This is a genomic window from Streptomyces sp. NPDC057010 (genome assembly GCF_042673805.1).
Classification (GTDB): domain Bacteria; phylum Actinomycetota; class Actinomycetes; order Streptomycetales; family Streptomycetaceae; genus Streptomyces.
Genome location: NZ_JBHUSC010000002.1, coordinates 125,811 through 141,485, shown reverse-complemented (window position 1 = coordinate 141,485; position 15,675 = coordinate 125,811). Strand labels below are relative to the sequence as shown.

Below are 15,675 nucleotides of genomic sequence, written 5' to 3'. Positions count from 1 at the left end.
GGCAACCATCCACAGGCGTACGCCGCGAGGGGGAGGCGCCCGGTGGGGCGGGGCTCACAGACCCCGGCGCAGCCGCATGCCCAGGTAGCCCAGGCCCAGTCCCATCAGGGCGAATCCGGTGCCCAGCGGCAGTATGTGCGCGGCCAGGTCGGCGGCCCGCTCGTTGGGCTCGGTGCCGAAGGCGCTGACCACCTCGTGCGGGCTGGGGGAGACCCGGGGCGGGGCCGGCGGCTGCGTCTCGGTGCGCGGCCGTACGGCGGTCAGCGGGCGGGAGGCCACCAGCATCTCCGGGTTCGCGGGCGCGCCGGCGGGCCGGCCCGGCCGCTCCCGCCCGGCCCCGGCGGCGCTGCCGGCCAGGTCCAGGTCCAGGTCGGGGTCGGGATCGTCCCGTACGACGACGCCCGGCGCGGCGGCGGCGGGCGGCGCGGCGCGGTGGCCCGGGGTGAGGGGGACGGCGCAGACGGAGGCCGCGGGGACCAGCGCGGCGGCGACCAGCGCGGCACAGGCGAGCCGGCGCGGCGGGCGGAAGCCCTGGATCACGCGGAAGCCCTGGATCACGGGGTGCCCCTCCCGTCCCTGGGGGTCCCGCCGGGCGAAGTCCGAGCGGGGACCACGATGTTCCGCTCAGATTTACACAAAGGGACAAAAGCGGCATCCCGGGCGCCCCATCGGGGTGCCCGGGATGCCGGTCTGGCGCAGTGCGGCGGCTCCCGCTCCTACTCCGGGTTGCCGGTCGACACGATCAGCGTGTAGGTCGTGCCTTCCTTCTCGATCTTCTCGCCGGCCCTCGGGGTCTGGTCGATCACCGTGTCCTTGCCCCACACGGCCTCGTCCTTCTCGACGACGTCGTACTTGCCGCCGGAGGCCTGGATGCAGGCCTTCACGGAGATCACGTCTTTGTACTTGAAGTCCGGCGCCTGGTACTTGCCGGCCTCGCTGAAGTGCTTCGCCGGCTCCTTGCACTTGGACGCGTCGATCGTGCGCGTGCGGTCCGGACCCTTGGACCCGGCCTTGGCCGAGGCCGCCGTCGACGCCCCCGGGCCCGCGCTGTTCGAGGAGCCCTTGTCCTTCTTGCCGTCGTCCATGTTCAGCGCCGCGATCAGGCCGCCCACGGCCAGCAGCGCCACCACGATCGCACCCACGATCACCGGCGTGTTCTTCTTGCCGGCCCCGCTGCCCCCGCCCGAACCGCCCTGGCCGCTCGTGGCCGCCGGGGAGATCGTGTACGGCGGCGGGGTCTGCGGCGCGTACGGCTGCTGCTGTTGCTGCGGCACCGGCGGCGGCGTGTGCGGGTAGGCGTAGCCACCCTGCGCGTGCTGCTGCGGCTGCGGCGCCGGCGTGGGCGCGTACGGGGACTGGTACGGCTGCTGCACCGACGGGGGCGGCGCCTGGAAGCCGGAGTCCACCGGCGGGAACACGGCCGAGCCCACGCCCGCGCCGCTGCCGCCCGTGGGCGCGCCCTGGACGATGACCGGAGCCCCGGTCTGCCCGGCGGCCAGCACCCGTGCGATCTCGTCGCCCATGGCCGCGGCCGTGGGGAAGCGCTCGTTCGGGTTCTTCTTCAGGGCCCGCGCCACCAGCGCGTCCATCGCCGGGGTCACCGACCGGTTGATGGAGGACGGAGCCACCGGCTCCTCCTGCACGTGCGCGTACGCGATGGCCAGCGGCGAGTCGGCGTCGAACGGGATCCGCCCGGTCAGGAGCTGGAAGAGCATGATGCCGACCGAGTAGAGGTCGGAGCGGGCGTCGACGCCGCGGCCCAGCGCCTGCTCGGGCGACAGGTACTGCGGGGTGCCGACGACCATGCCGGTCTGCGTCATCGAGGTGACGCCGGACTGCATGGCGCGGGCGATGCCGAAGTCCATCACCTTGACGACGCCGCGCTTGGTCATCATCACGTTGCCGGGCTTGATGTCGCGGTGGACGAGCCCCATCTCGTGGCTGGTCTCCAGCGCGGCCAGCACGTCGGCCGTCACCTTCAGCGCCTTGTCCGCCGGCATCGCGCCGTACTGCGCGATGTCGGCCTGGAGCACGGAGCCGAGCGGCTTGCCCTCCACGTACTCCATGACGATGTACGGCATGACGGCGCCGTCGAACTCGTCCTCGCCCGTGTCGAACACGGACACGATGTTGGTGTGCGACAGTTTGGCTACAGCCTGGGCCTCGCGCCGGAAGCGCTCGCGGAAGGACTGTTCGCGGCCCAGCTCGGTGTGCAGGGTCTTGATCGCCACCTGGCGGTCGAGGGCGGTGTCGTACGCGAGGTACACCGCGGCCATGCCGCCCTCACCGAGCAAATCCCGTAGCTGGTAACGGCCGCGGGCCAGGGAACCGCCTGCGTACCGGCCCTGAGTGCCGTCCTGGCTCATGACTGTTGCTTCCCCTCGAGCTGCTGATGTCGCGCCCAGTCTGCCGGAGGGCAAGCACACGTCAAGCCAGGTGCCCGTTCCGTGACCACACGGGCACAGGGCGCCCATGTCCGAACGGCGACCTGTTCCGAGGCTGTAGCGTTCACCGGAGCACTGGGAAGAGACCTACCGCTGAGCGGCGGCCAAGAGAGACGACGGCGAGGACTGATGGCACCCGAACCCGAGGCAAACGGCGCCGGGATGGCCGAGGACCCTTCGCACTGGGGGGCCGGCGGCCTGGTGGGAGACGGCCGTTACCGGCTGACGCACCGGCTGGGCCGGGGCGGCATGGCCGAGGTCTTCGCCGCCGAGGACGTACGGCTGGGCCGTACCGTGGCGGTGAAGCTGCTGCGCGCGGACCTGGCCGAGGACCCGGTGTCCAAGGCCCGCTTCACGCGCGAGGCGCAGTCGGTCGCGGGGCTCAACCACCATGCGGTCGTCGCCGTGTACGACTCCGGCGAGGACAAGGTCGGCCCGAACACCGTCCCGTACATCGTGATGGAGCTCGTCGAGGGCCGCACCATCCGCGACCTGCTGATCAGCGCCGAGGCCCCCGGCCCCGAGCAGGCGCTCATCATCACCTCGGGCGTCCTCGAAGCGCTCGCGTACTCGCACCAGCACGGCATCGTGCACCGTGACATCAAGCCGGCGAACGTCATCATCACCGACACCGGCGCGGTGAAGGTGATGGACTTCGGCATCGCGCGCGCCCTGCACGGCGCGCAGTCGACGATGACCCAGACCGGCATGGTCATGGGCACCCCGCAGTACCTGTCGCCCGAACAGGCCCTCGGCAAGGCCGTCGACCACCGCTCCGACCTGTACGCGACCGGCTGCCTGCTGTACGAACTGCTCGCGCTGCGGCCCCCGTTCACCGGTGAGACCCCGCTGTCGGTGGTCTACCAGCACGTCCAGGACGCCCCGGTGCCGCCCTCGCAGCTGCCGGAGGGCCACCACATCCCGCAGGAGCTCGACGGCCTGGTCATGCGCTCGCTGGCCAAGGACCCGGACGACCGGTTCCAGAGCGCCGAGGAGATGCGCGGGCTGGTCCAGTACGCGCTCCAGATGCTGCACGACCAGGGGCCGAACACCGGAACCTGGAACACCGGCCCGGTCACCATGGCCCTGCCGCACGGCCGCGGCGGGGCGGCGGCCACCACGGCCATGCCCGTGGGCGGGACCGGCGGTCAGCAGAAGTACGTCTCCAACGCCTCCACCTCGCAGTTCCAGCAGCCGATGGTGCCGCCGCTGAACCCGGACGACGGCACTGCCTTCCCCGGCGGGGGCGGCCACGGCCACAACGGGCACAACGGCGGCTACGACGGCTACGAGGACCGGGGCGGCAGCCGCTGGAAGATGTGGCTGTTCGCGGTGCTCGCGATCGTCGCGGTCGCGGCGGGCGTGGCCTACGCGGTCCAGAGCGTGGGCGGCAACGAGAACCACAAGAGCCCGACGGCCCCGGTCTCGAGCTCCAGCGGCCAGCCGAGCGCCTCGGCCTCCCCGGAGCCCTCGTCGTCCCAGTCGAGCCATGACGAGAGCCCCACCTTCGCGCCGCCCACCTCGACCCGCAGCAGGTCGCAGAGCTACAGCCCGACGGCCTCGGCGTCGGCCTCCGAGTCGGCCTCCGCATCGGCGTCGGCCTCGGCGTCCGCGTCGAAGTCCACGTCGCCCACGCCGACGAAGTCGGCCACGCAGACGCCGCCTCCGACCAGGACCGGGGAGCCGGGCAGCGGGAACATCGTCGACGGTGAGTGACCTACGGGGACGGGCCCGGCGGAATCCAATTCCGCCGGGCCCGTCCCCGTATCCGCCTTTCGGCCGGTCAGAGCGCGTGCTGGTAGTGCCGGTCCGGATTCCCGGCCAGGGAATGCACGGTGACGAACTGGGGCTCGATGCGCATGTAGACGGGGTCGAAGACCTCACCGTCCACGAAATGCGGACCCGGACCGAAGAGTTCCAGTTCGGCGGTGGTCGGTTCGACGATCTGTGCGGTCCCGGTGAACTGGACCGACCACAACCGGGCGTCACGGGAGTTGAAGTTGTCGGCCCCGTACGCCACGACGCTTCCGTTGCAGGCCTGGTGATGGCCGAAGCCGGCGTGCATTCTCAGCACGACCTTGCCGGCCACCACGATGTGGCGGGCGAGGGCGAGGAAGGGCAGCGCGCGCATGCTGGTGGCCACCCGGCCGTACGGCACCCGGCCCAGCAGTTCGATGGCGTGGAGTTCCTCTGGCGACATGCCGTCCACTGTCCGGTACCGACACGCTGCCGGGAAAGAGGAGCCCGCCCCGATGATCGGGGACGTTGGTCCCGAATGAAACGGCGCACCCCGAGGCAACGGGCGGCCACGGGGCGTCACGCAGGGTCACCGCTCCGCGCGGGGAGCGGTCAGGCGCGCTTCTCGGCCTGGAGGCGGGCGACGTAGGCGGCGGCCTGGGAGCGCCGCTCCATGCCCAGCTTGGAGAGCAGGCTGGAGACGTAGTTCTTGATCGTCTTCTCGGCCAGGTGCAGGCGTTCGCCGATGACGCGGTTGGTCAGGCCCTCGCCGATCAGGTCGAGGATCTTCCGCTCCTGGTCGGTGAGGTTGGACAGCCGGTCGTCGCCCTTGCCGTTCTTGCCGTCCCGCAGCCGCTCCAGCACCCGCGCGGTGGCCACCGGGTCCAGCAGGGACTTGCCCGCCGCCACGTCCCGTACGGCGCTGAGCAGCTCATTGCCGCGGATCGCCTTCAGCACGTAGCCGGAGGCGCCGGCCATGATCGCGTCGAACAGCGCCTCGTCGTCGGCGAACGAGGTCAGCATCAGGCACTTGATGTCCTCGTTCTGGGAGCGGACCTCGCGGCAGACCTCCACTCCGCTGCCGTCCGGCAGCCGGACGTCGAGGACGGCCACGTCGGGACGGGTGGCGGGGATCCGGACCAGGGCGTCGGCGGCCGTACCGGCCTCGCCGACGATCTCGATGTCCTGTTCGACCGACAACAGCTCGTGAACACCCCGACGTACCACTTCGTGGTCGTCCAGGAGGAATACCTTGATTTTTCCGTCTTCGCGCACGAAGTCAGTTTCACACACTCACCCCTTCCCTGCCGGAGTTACCCGGGATAACGTGCCGGTGTTCCGGCCCCCTGCAAGGCTGTGACCAGTGGTTGTTCCCGCTTCCGTGGATTTACTTGGATATCCAAGCAAAATCGCAGGTCAAACGGGGTTTCGCAGTAATGCGGCGCACTGGGTAACGTGCATTGCGCAGGGCACTCGCCGGGGCACCCTTGTCACGCCTGAATCCGTACACAGCGCGCACCCACCCCGTGCGCGGGTACAGAGTCAGGTGAGCCGCACTGGACCCCGGAGAACCCGGGTGCCGGACCGACGGAGGAGCACACGTGACCGTGGAGAGCACTGCCGCGCGCAAGCCGCGACGCAGCAGCGGCACCAAGCGGGCGGCAGGCGCGGCCAACGCCGCCAAGCCCGCCGCTGCCACCGCGCAGACGCAGGACGCCGAACCTCAGCTCGTACAGCTGCTGACGCCCGAAGGGGACCGCGTCGAAAACGCGGAGAACGCCGAGTTCGCCCCCTTCGTCGCCGACATCACCACCGAGGACCTGCGCGGGCTGTACCGCGACATGGTGCTCACCCGCCGCTTCGACGGTGAGGCGACCGCGCTCCAGCGTCAGGGCGAACTGGGCCTGTGGGCCTCGCTCCTCGGCCAGGAAGCCGCGCAGATCGGCTCCGGCCGGGCGCTGAACGACGACGACTACGTCTTCCCGACCTACCGCGAGCACGGTGTGGCCTGGTGCCGCGGGGTCGACCCGACCAACCTGCTCGGGATGTTCCGCGGTGTGAACCACGGCGGCTGGGACCCGAACAGCAACAACTTCCACCTGTACACGATCGTCATCGGCTCGCAGACGCTCCACGCGACCGGCTACGCGATGGGTGTGGCCAAGGACGGCGCGGACTCCGCGGTCATCGCCTACTTCGGCGACGGCGCGTCCAGCCAGGGCGACGTCGCCGAGGCGTTCACCTTCTCGGCCGTCTACAACTCCCCCGTGGTGTTCTTCTGCCAGAACAACCAGTGGGCGATCTCCGAGCCGACCGAGCGCCAGATGCGCGTGCCGCTCTACCAGCGCGCCCAGGGCTTCGGCTTCCCCGGCGTCCGCGTCGACGGCAACGACGTCCTGGCCTGCCTGGCCGTGACCCGCTGGGCCCTGGACCGGGCCCGCCGCGGCGAGGGCCCGACGCTGGTCGAGGCGTTCACGTACCGGATGGGCGCGCACACCACCTCCGACGACCCGACCAAGTACCGGCGGGACGAGGAGACGCAGGCCTGGGAGGCGAAGGACCCGATCCTGCGCCTGAAGGCCCACCTGCTCGCCACCGGCGGCGCCGACGAGGCCTTCTTCGCCGAGCTGGAGGCCGAGAGCGAGGCGCTGGGCAAGCGGGTCCGCGAGGCCGTGCGCGCCATGCCCGACCCGGACACCATGGCGATCTTCGAGAACGTCTACGCGGACGGGCACGCGCTCGTCGACGAGGAGCGCGCGCAGTTCGCGGCCTACCTCGCGTCCTTCGAGGGTGGGGAGTGACCACCATGGCCATCGAGAAGATGTCGATCGCGAAGGCGCTCAACGAGTCGCTGCGCAAGGCCCTGGAGACGGACCCCAAGGTCCTGATCATGGGCGAGGACGTGGGCAAGCTGGGCGGTGTCTTCCGGATCACCGACGGCCTGCAGAAGGACTTCGGCGAGGAGCGGGTCATCGACACCCCGCTCGCCGAGTCGGGCATCGTCGGCACCGCCATCGGGCTCGCGCTGCGCGGCTACCGGCCGGTGGTGGAGATCCAGTTCGACGGGTTCGTCTTCCCCGCCTACGACCAGATCGTCACGCAGCTCGCGAAGATGCACGCGCGGGCGCTCGGCAAGATCAAGCTCCCGGTCGTCGTGCGCATCCCGTACGCGGGCGGCATCGGCGCGGTCGAGCACCACAGCGAGTCCCCGGAGGCACTGTTCGCGCACGTGGCGGGCCTGAAGGTGGTCTCCCCGTCGAACGCGAGCGACGCCTACTGGATGCTCCAGCAGGCGATCCTCAGCGACGACCCGGTGATCTTCTTCGAGCCGAAGCGGCGCTACTGGGACAAGGGCGAGGTCGATGTCGAGGCCATCCCCTACGAGCTGCACAAGGCGCGCGTGGCGCGCGAGGGCTCGGACATCACCCTGGCTGCCTACGGCCCGATGGTGAAGGTCTGCCTGGAGGCGGCGGCCGCGGCCGCCGAGGAGGGCAAGTCGGTGGAGGTCGTCGACCTGCGCTCGATGTCCCCGGTCGACTTCGACGGGATCCAGGCGTCGGTGGAGAAGACCCGCCGGCTCGTGGTCGTCCACGAGGCCCCGGTGTTCCTGGGCGTGGGCGCGGAGATCGCCGCCCGCATCACGGAGCGGTGCTTCTACCACCTGGAGGCGCCGGTGCTGCGCGTGGGCGGTTTCCACGCACCGTACCCGCCGGCCCGCCTGGAGGACGAGTACCTGCCGGGCCTGGACAGGGTGCTCGACGCCGTCGACCGCTCGCTGGCGTACTGAGGAGCCACGTTCATGACGATCCGCGAATTCAAGATGCCCGACGTGGGCGAGGGCCTCACCGAGGCCGAGATCCTCAAGTGGTACGTCCAGCCGGGTGACACCGTCACCGACGGCCAGGTCGTGTGCGAGGTCGAGACGGCCAAGGCCGCCGTCGAGCTGCCGATCCCCTTCGACGGGGTCGTGCACGCGCTCCTCTTCGAGGAGGGCACCACGGTCGATGTCGGCCAGGTGATCATCTCGGTGCGGACGGAGGGCGACGACGCCGCCGAGGCTCCGGTGCAGGAGGCGGCTCCGGCCGATGCGGCCGAGGAGGCCGCCCCGGAGGGGCGCCAGCCCGTCCTCGTCGGCTACGGGGTCTCCACCGCCTCCACCAAGCGCCGCCCGCGCAAGGCGGTCGCGGGCGCGCCCGCGCAGAACGGCACCGCCCCGGCGGCTGCCCCGGCGGCCCCGGCTGCTCCCGTGGCTCCCGCTCCGGCCGCCGTCCCGGCGCAGCCGGCCGGGGAGCGCCCGCTGGCCAAGCCGCCGGTGCGCAAGCTCGCCAAGGACCTCGGGATCGACCTGGCCGTCGTGGTCCCCACCGGGGACGGCGGGGTCGTGACCCGGCAGGACGTGCACGCCGCCGCCGCGGCGGCCGTCGCCCCGCAGGCGGCGCCCGCTCCGGCCCAGGCTCCGGCTCCGGCCGTCCAGGCCGAGGCGCCGGCGGCGGTGGTGTCCGTACCGGCCGCCGAGCGGGAGACCCGTATCCCGGTCAAGGGCGTCCGCAAGGTCACCGCCCAGGCCATGGTCGGCTCCGCCTTCACCGCGCCGCACGTCACCGAGTTCATCACCCTCGACGTGACCCGGACGATGAAGCTGGTCCAGGAACTCAAGGACGACCCGGACCTGGCGGGCCTGCGCATCAACCCGCTGCTGCTCATCGCCAAGGCCGTCCTGGTGGCGATCCGCCGCAACCCGGACGTCAACGCGTCCTGGGACGAGGCGGCCCAGGAGATCGTGCTCAAGCACTACGTCAACCTGGGCATCGCGGCGGCCACCCCCCGCGGGCTGATCGTCCCGAACATCAAGGACGCCCACGCCAAGACGCTCGGCGAGCTGTCGACGGCCCTGTCGGAGCTGGTCGCCACGGCCCGCGAAGGCAAGACCTCCCCGGCCGACATGCAGAACGGCACCATCACCATCACCAACGTCGGCGTCTTCGGCGTCGACACCGGTACGCCCATCCTGAACCCCGGCGAGTCCGCGATCCTCGCGGTCGGCGCGATCAAGCTCCAGCCGTGGGTCCACAAGGGCAAGGTGAAGCCGCGTCAGGTCACCACCCTGGCCCTGTCGTTCGACCACCGGCTCATCGACGGCGAGCTCGGCTCGAAGTTCCTGGCCGACATCGCGGCGGTCCTGGAACACCCGCGCCGCCTCGTCACCTGGTCGTAGCGGGTACGGACGCACCACCCCGATGGCCGGCCTCCTTCCAGGAGGCCGGCCATCGGTCGTAGGGGCCCCGAGTGCCGCGCTGTTTCCTGCCTGAGTAACGTGTGCGAATCGGGGGCGGCCGATCGCGCCCGGGAACGGGGGCGACAGGCGTGGGACTGACCGAGGAAATTGCCGCCATGCGCGGTGGATCGGGGCATTCGGGCCGTTTGCTGGGTGAATTCCGCCGCGCGGTGCTCCTCGTACCGCTGTCCGACGGGGACGGGGGCGGGCTGATGTCGGGGTGGCAGGGCGGCGTCCGCTGGATCCAGGCCTTCACGGACGAGGCGGCCCTGGCCCGCTTCGCGCAGGTGCGCGGCCTCCCGGCCCATCAGGAGCTGGAGTACCTCGCGATCCTCGGCGCCCGGCTCCTCGACGAGGTGATCCCGACGGTGGACGGCCCCACCGGGGTGGCCGTGGACGTGGCGGACGAGGACGGCTCGATGCTCTTCCCGCCGGTCGTGGGCATCGTCCCCGACGCACAGGCCGTGGACGCACAGGAGGTGACCGTCTGATGGCGGGCAACGGGGACCTCGAGGTCTCGCCGACAGCGGTCAAGAACATCCAGGACGGCCTGCGCAAGGCCATCGCCGAGCTCCGCGAGAGCGGGGACGCGGGCGGCGCGTCCATGGGGTCGGGCTTCGAGGACCTGTCCATGACCGGCATGGAGGCCGGACACATGGGCCTGTCAAAGGACTTCGAGGACTTCTGCGAGCGCTGGGAGTGGGGCGTGCGCAGCCTCATCCAGAACGCCAGCGCCCTGGCGGGGAACCTGGGCATCGCGGCCGGCACGGTGTGGGAGGAGGACCAGTACATCCAGGGCGCGTTCAAGGTCGCCGCCAACGCCGCGTACGGCAACCCGCACGCGAGCGAGGACGAGATCGAGAAGAAGTCGTGGGACGACATCTTCCGCGCCGACGTCTACAAGCCGGACTACAGCGCCGAGTCCTTCCAGAAGGGCGCGCAGGACATCAAGCAGACCTGGTCCGACACGGGGGACAAGCTGAAGTCGAGCGGGAAGATCGGCTCGCTGAAGGACCTCCTGGACCAGGCGAACGGGGACGGTAACTGATGGGCTGGCGGGACTTCGTACCGGACGTCGTCGAGGACGTCGTCGAGGACGGCGCCGAGAAGGTCGGCGACGGGATCGAGTGGCTCGGCGACAAGACGGCCGACCTGGCGGAGGACGTCGGCCTCGACGAGGCGGGCGACTGGATCCGCGACAAGAGCCGGTCGGCCGCCAACCAACTGGGCGCAGACGTCGCCGAGATGGAGCTGGGGCAGACCGAGGACCCGAAGAAGCTGGTCTACGGCAGCGTCTCCAAGATCCGTGCGCAGGTCTCGCACCTGAACGACTTCAAGTCCTCCTTCGAGCAGGTCGGCCGGGGCCTGAAGGGCCTGGAGGGCGACGGCCTGAAGGGGAAGTCGGCCGACGCCTACCGCGAGTCGATCGCGAAGGAGCCGCCGCGCTGGTTCAAGGCCGCGGAGAACTTCGGCAAGGCCGCCGAGGCCATGGGCCGCTTCGCGGAGACGGTGGAGTGGGCGCAGGGCAAGGCGAAGGAGGCCCTGGAGGACTACAACAAGGCCAAGAAGGCCTCCGAGGACGCCCGCAAGGCCTACAACAAGCAGGTCGACACCTACAACGACGCGGTCAAGGCGAAGAAGGACCAGCTGCCGCCGAAGCCCGGCGACTTCACCGACCCGGGCACCTCCATGGCGAAGGCGGCGCAGGACAAGCTGGACGACGCCCGCCGCCAGCGCAACGAGGTCGCCGAGAGCGTGCGCAGCGCGGTGCGCGCCGCCCGGGACGCCGCCCCGCCGAAGCCCTCGTACGCCCAGCAGCTGGGCGACGGCCTGGACTATCTGGAGATAGCGAAGACGCACCTGGCGGGCGGTGTCGTCAAGGGCACGGCCGGGCTCGTCAACTTCGTCCGCTCCGTCAACCCGATGGACCCGTACAACCTCACGCACCCGGCCGAGTACCTCACGAGCCTCAACTCCACGGTCGCGGGCCTCACCGTGGCGGTCAACGACCCCATGGGCGCGGGCAAGCAGATGCTCGACGAGTTCATGAAGGACCCGTCCGAGGGCATCGGCAAGATGCTCCCGGAACTGATCGGCACCAAGGGCCTGGGCGCCCTGAAGAAGGGCGCCTCGGTCGCGAAACTCGCGGACGACATCCCGACCGGCCCGGGCCGCAAGGCACTCGACGGCGACGGCCCCGCAACACACAACACCCCGGACGGGGAGAAGACCACCGGCCACACCGACCCGGTGGACCTGGCGACCGGACGGATGTACCTGCCGCAGACCGACCTCGTGCTGCCCGGCACCCTCCCCCTGGTCTTCAGCCGCCGCGCGGAGTCCGGCTACGGCGCGGGCCGCTGGTTCGGCCCCTCCTGGGCCTCCACCGTCGACCAGCACCTGGAGATCGACGCCGAGGGTGTCGTCCTGGTCAGCGAGGACGGGCTGATCGTCGCCTACCCGCACCCGGCGCCGGGTGTCCCGGTGCTCCCCGCGACCGGACCGCGCCACCCGCTGGAGCGCACGCCGGACGGCGACTGGACGGTGACCGACCCTGCGACGGGCCGGATCCGACGCTTCTCTCCGGCTCCCGGCCAGGACGGCGAAGAGGACGGCATCGCGCCGATCGCCCAGCTGGAAGACCGCAACGGCAACCTCGTCACCTTCGAGTACGACGCTGCCGGCACCCCGCTCGGCATCGCCCACTCCGGCGGCTACCACCTGCGCTTCGAGACCGCCGAGGGCCGCATCACCGCCCTCCACCTGACGGGCGGCCCGCGCGTCCTCGCGTACGGCTACACCGACGGCAACCTCACCGAGGTCACCAACTCCTCCGGCCTGCCCCTGCGCCTGGTCTACGACGAGCGCGGACGGATCACCTCCTGGACCGACACCAACGGCAGCCGCTACGACTACGCCTACGACGACCAGGACCGCTGTGTCGCGCAGGGCGGGACCGAGGGCCACCTCGCGCTCACCCTCGACTACGACACCCGCGATCCGGAGACCGGCCACCGCGTCACCGCGGTCACCACCGCCGACGGGCACACCCGCCGCTACGTGATCGACGAGCGGTGCCGTGTCGTCGCCGAGATCGACCCGCTCGGGGCGGTCACCCGCTACCAGTACGACAGCGCCGGGCGCGTGATCAGCCGTACCGACGCACTGGGCGCCACCTCCCGGCAGGAATACGACGAGGCAGGGCGGATCACCCGTTCGATCCGTCCCGACGGCCGCACCGCCGGCACCGAGTACGACGCACTGGGCCTGCCGGCACGGGTGGCCAACGCCGACGGCACGGTCGTCCGCCAGACCTTCGACGAGCGCGGCAACCGCACGTCGCTGACCACCTCGGCAGGTGCCGTCACCACCTTCGGCTACGACGAACGCGGCCACGTGGTCACGGTGACCAACCCGCTGGGCGCCGTCACCCGCTTCACCACCGACGCGGCCGGTCTGCCGCTCACCATCACGGACCCCCTCGGCGCCACCTCCCGGTACGAGCGCGACGCTTTCGGGCGCCCGGTGCGCGTGACGGATCCGCTCGGCGGGGTGACGGCCATGGAGTGGACACCCGAGGGGCGGCCCGCCCGACGGGTGGCCCCGGACGGCGCCGAGTCGGTGTGGACGTACGACGGCGAGGGCAACTGCACCTCCTTCACCGACCCGGCGGGCGGGGTGACCCGCTTCGAGTACACCCACTTCGACCTGCTCGCGGCCCGGACCGGGCCCGACGGCGTACGGCACGAGTACACCTACGACGCGTTGCTGCGGCTGACGGGCGTACGCAATCCCCAGGGTCTGACCTGGGAGTACGTGTACGACGCGGCGGGCCGGCTGATCTCGGAGACGGACTTCGACGGCCTGACGCTGACCTACGCCCACGACCCGACGGGGCGCCTGCGCTCACGGGTGAACGGGCTGGGCGAGGAGATCACGTACGAGCGGGACGTGCTCGGCCGGATCATCCGCAAGGACTCTCCCACCGGTACCGCAACCTTCGAGTTCGACGTCTTCGACCTCCCCGCGGCGGCGGTCTCCTCCGACGGCACCAGGCTGATGCGCATCCGCGACCGGCACGGGCGACTGGTCGAGGAGCAGGTGGACGGCCGTACGGTCCGCTACGCGTATGACGCGCTGAGCCGGCCGGTGGGCATGAACACCCCCACAGGGGCGCAGACCCGCTGGACGTACGACGAGGGCGGCCACTGCACCGAGATCACCGCCTCGGGACGGACGCTGACCTTCGAGCGGGACGCGGCCGGCCGTGAACTGACGCGGCGCATCGGCGACAGCACGGAGCTCCACCAGACCTTCGACGCGGTCGGCCGGCTCACCACCCGGCACATCACCGGCTCGGACCAGCGGACCCTGGTGCGCCGCGGCTACAGCTACCGTGCCGACGGCAATCTGCTGGCGATCGACGACGAGATGACGGGGCCGCGAACCTTCACCCTGGACTCGGCCTCCCGGGTCACCGCCGTGGACGCCGCCTCCTGGTCGGAGCGGTACGCCTACGACGAGGCGGGCAACCAGACCTCGGCCGCCTGGCCGGAGCCGCTGGGCGTGGAGGCCGCCGGTGAACGCGCTTACACCGGGACGCGGATCACCCGTGCGGGCCGGGTCCGCTACGAGCACGACGCCCAGGGCCGTGTGGTCCTGCGGCAGAAGACCCGGCTCTCCCGGAAGCCGGACACCTGGCACTACACGTGGGACGCGGACGACCGGCTGACGGAGGTGACCACCCCGGACGGGACGCGGTGGCGCTACCGCTACGACGCGATGGGGCGCCGCGCCGCCAAGCAGCGGCTGGCGGGGATCGATGTTTCACGTGAAACATCGGCGAACCCGGACGAGGTGGTGGAGGAGACCGTCTTCACGTGGGACGGTCCGATCCTGGTCGAGCAGACGACGCGTTCGGCGGGCAACCCGCACGAGGTCACGCTCAGCTGGACGCACTCCGGCATGCACCCGCTCACCCAGGTGGAGACCATCCACCGGGTGTCGCAGGCCTCGCAGGCCTCGCAGGAGGAGATCGACAGCCGTTTCTTCGCCATCGTCACGGACCTGGTCGGCACACCGACTGAGCTGATCGACGAGCAGGGGGAGGTCGCCTGGCGCACCCGTTCGACGGTCTGGGGCACGACGAGCTGGAACCGGGACGCCTCCGCCTACACCCCGCTGCGCTTCCCGGGCCAGTACCACGACCCGGAGACCGGCCTCCACCACAACTACTTCCGCACCTACGACCCGGAGACGGCCCGCTACCTGACGGCCGACCCGCTGGGCCTCGCACCGTCCCCGAATCCGGTCGCCTACGTCACGAACCCGCTCGTGTGGGCGGACCCGCTGGGCCTCACCCCGTGCACGGAGGAGGGCGCGGAACGCAAGGCCCTGCCCCCGGCGAGGCGTGAGCCCCCGCACCTGGAGGGGTCACCGATCGTCGCGCGCTTCGCCCAGCCGGGCGAGGAGTTCAACATGGTGATCTCGCATGGCCAGACCCGACCGGGCGGGTTCGGTACCTTCGACGACGTCCCCAACCAGCAGTTCGTACGGGACCAGCTGGCCGTCCGCACCGACTGGAAGGACGACGTCTCGCTCCTGCAGCGATACCGCATCTCGGACGGTGACCCCATCCTCGTTCAGGAGAGCATCATCGGACCCCAGGTGGACCCGAAGCTGGGCCATCTGCCCGGCGGCGGGACCCAAATAGAGATCATGGAATTCGGAGACCGAGCCCGGCTGATCCCAGTCGGCCCACCCACGGAGATCCCCAAGTGACCGAAGAACAGCCCGACGTCGTGGTCACCTGGACCCAAGGCAACACCACCGTACGGTGGAGCGGCCCCGCAGGAGACGTGGAGCAGCGGTACGAGAAGCCCCCGCAGGACGTCATGGCGTGGCAGGAGAACGGCGACACGTTCGTCCTGGTGGTGGAAGCGATCAACGGCGCACCCTTCACCCCGTCGGACAACGCGGTGGTCTACCGGGCGGACGGCACGGAGCGGTTCCGGCTGCACCCGCCGCGCGACCTGCCGGCCGACCCGGACGACGTGCACGGCTTCTACACCGCCTTCCCGCAGGGCGGACGGCCGCTCCTGGTCATGGTCACGCGCAACGCGGGCGATTTCCAGGGCCGCATCGACCTGGAGACCGGCGAGATCGTGGACACCAACACCTGGCGCTGAGCTGCGAGCTCCGGGAAAAGGCCTGGTCAGG

12 protein-coding genes are annotated in these 15,675 nt (G+C 71.0%); 8 read left to right on the top strand and 4 right to left on the bottom strand.

Going from position 1 to position 15,675, the window contains the following annotated elements; all coding sequences use genetic code 11:
• Window positions 1-54 precede the first annotated feature (54 nt).
• Window positions 55-558 carry a hypothetical protein gene (locus ACFTXQ_RS03185; protein WP_382635353.1) on the bottom strand — a complete coding sequence of 168 codons (504 nt, stop codon included), beginning with the start codon at window positions 556-558 and terminating at the stop codon, window positions 55-57.
• 158 nt (window positions 559-716) lie between these two features.
• A complete protein-coding gene (locus ACFTXQ_RS03180; protein ID WP_382635351.1) occupies window positions 717-2,366 on the bottom strand; it encodes a protein kinase in 1,650 nt (549 codons plus the stop codon).
• Window positions 2,367-2,573: 207 nt separating this feature from the next.
• Here ACFTXQ_RS03180 and ACFTXQ_RS03175 point away from each other — a divergent pair, with 207 nt between their 5' ends.
• Complete coding sequence (locus tag ACFTXQ_RS03175) at window positions 2,574-4,160, top strand: protein kinase (RefSeq protein ID WP_382635349.1); 1,587 nt, start codon at window positions 2,574-2,576, stop codon at window positions 4,158-4,160.
• A 67-nt stretch (window positions 4,161-4,227) separates the two neighbouring features.
• On the opposite strand, the gene ACFTXQ_RS03170 is transcribed toward ACFTXQ_RS03175, so the two are convergent.
• Together ACFTXQ_RS03170 and ACFTXQ_RS03165 are read right to left on the bottom strand one after the other, a co-directional pair.
• Window positions 4,228-4,644 carry a pyridoxamine 5'-phosphate oxidase family protein gene (locus ACFTXQ_RS03170; RefSeq protein WP_382635348.1) on the bottom strand — a complete coding sequence of 139 codons (417 nt, stop codon included), beginning with the start codon at window positions 4,642-4,644 and terminating at the stop codon, window positions 4,228-4,230.
• Between the two features lie 149 nt (window positions 4,645-4,793).
• On the bottom strand, window positions 4,794-5,456 hold the full coding sequence (locus tag ACFTXQ_RS03165; RefSeq protein WP_382635346.1) for a response regulator: 663 nt from the start codon (window positions 5,454-5,456) through the stop codon (window positions 4,794-4,796).
• Between the two features lie 326 nt (window positions 5,457-5,782).
• Between ACFTXQ_RS03165 and pdhA the strand changes: the two genes are divergently transcribed.
• The 7 genes from pdhA (at window position 5,783) to ACFTXQ_RS03130 (ending at window position 15,644) form a co-directional block, all read left to right on the top strand.
• A complete protein-coding gene (gene pdhA, locus ACFTXQ_RS03160; protein WP_382635344.1) occupies window positions 5,783-6,982 on the top strand; it encodes a pyruvate dehydrogenase (acetyl-transferring) E1 component subunit alpha in 1,200 nt (399 codons plus the stop codon).
• Between the two features lie 5 nt (window positions 6,983-6,987).
• Window positions 6,988-7,968 carry an alpha-ketoacid dehydrogenase subunit beta gene (locus ACFTXQ_RS03155; protein ID WP_382635342.1) on the top strand — a complete coding sequence of 327 codons (981 nt, stop codon included), beginning with the start codon at window positions 6,988-6,990 and terminating at the stop codon, window positions 7,966-7,968.
• Between the two features lie 12 nt (window positions 7,969-7,980).
• A complete protein-coding gene (locus ACFTXQ_RS03150; protein WP_382635340.1) occupies window positions 7,981-9,396 on the top strand; it encodes a dihydrolipoamide acetyltransferase family protein in 1,416 nt (471 codons plus the stop codon).
• Between the two features lie 176 nt (window positions 9,397-9,572).
• Window positions 9,573-9,947 carry a hypothetical protein gene (locus ACFTXQ_RS03145; RefSeq protein WP_382635338.1) on the top strand — a complete coding sequence of 125 codons (375 nt, stop codon included), beginning with the start codon at window positions 9,573-9,575 and terminating at the stop codon, window positions 9,945-9,947.
• Window positions 9,947-10,504 (top strand): hypothetical protein, encoded by a 558-nt coding sequence (locus ACFTXQ_RS03140; RefSeq protein ID WP_382635336.1) that lies wholly within the window; start codon window positions 9,947-9,949, stop codon window positions 10,502-10,504. Before ACFTXQ_RS03145 ends, ACFTXQ_RS03140 begins: the two co-directional genes overlap by 1 nt.
• Entirely contained in the window at window positions 10,504-15,237 is a 4,734-nt protein-coding gene (locus tag ACFTXQ_RS03135; RefSeq protein ID WP_382635334.1) for a putative T7SS-secreted protein, read from the top strand. The genes ACFTXQ_RS03140 and ACFTXQ_RS03135 overlap by 1 nt, the downstream gene beginning before the upstream one ends.
• Window positions 15,234-15,644 carry a hypothetical protein gene (locus ACFTXQ_RS03130; RefSeq protein ID WP_382635332.1) on the top strand — a complete coding sequence of 137 codons (411 nt, stop codon included), beginning with the start codon at window positions 15,234-15,236 and terminating at the stop codon, window positions 15,642-15,644. The genes ACFTXQ_RS03135 and ACFTXQ_RS03130 overlap by 4 nt, the downstream gene beginning before the upstream one ends.
• Window positions 15,645-15,675 lie beyond the last annotated feature (31 nt).

Excerpts from the sequence above, each read along its gene's own strand:
- ACFTXQ_RS03180 (WP_382635351.1), bottom strand. The coding sequence starts at position 2,366 with ATGAGCCAGGACGGCACTCAGGGCCGGTACGCAGGCGGTTCCCTGGCC.
- ACFTXQ_RS03175 (WP_382635349.1), top strand. The coding sequence starts at position 2,574 with ATGGCACCCGAACCCGAGGCAAACGGCGCCGGGATGGCCGAGGACCCT.
- ACFTXQ_RS03170 (WP_382635348.1), bottom strand. The coding sequence starts at position 4,644 with ATGTCGCCAGAGGAACTCCACGCCATCGAACTGCTGGGCCGGGTGCCG.
- ACFTXQ_RS03155 (WP_382635342.1), top strand. The coding sequence starts at position 6,988 with ATGGCCATCGAGAAGATGTCGATCGCGAAGGCGCTCAACGAGTCGCTG.
- ACFTXQ_RS03150 (WP_382635340.1), top strand. The coding sequence starts at position 7,981 with ATGACGATCCGCGAATTCAAGATGCCCGACGTGGGCGAGGGCCTCACC.
- ACFTXQ_RS03145 (WP_382635338.1), top strand. The coding sequence starts at position 9,573 with ATGCGCGGTGGATCGGGGCATTCGGGCCGTTTGCTGGGTGAATTCCGC.
- ACFTXQ_RS03140 (WP_382635336.1), top strand. The coding sequence starts at position 9,947 with ATGGCGGGCAACGGGGACCTCGAGGTCTCGCCGACAGCGGTCAAGAAC.
- ACFTXQ_RS03135 (WP_382635334.1), top strand. The coding sequence starts at position 10,504 with ATGGGCTGGCGGGACTTCGTACCGGACGTCGTCGAGGACGTCGTCGAG.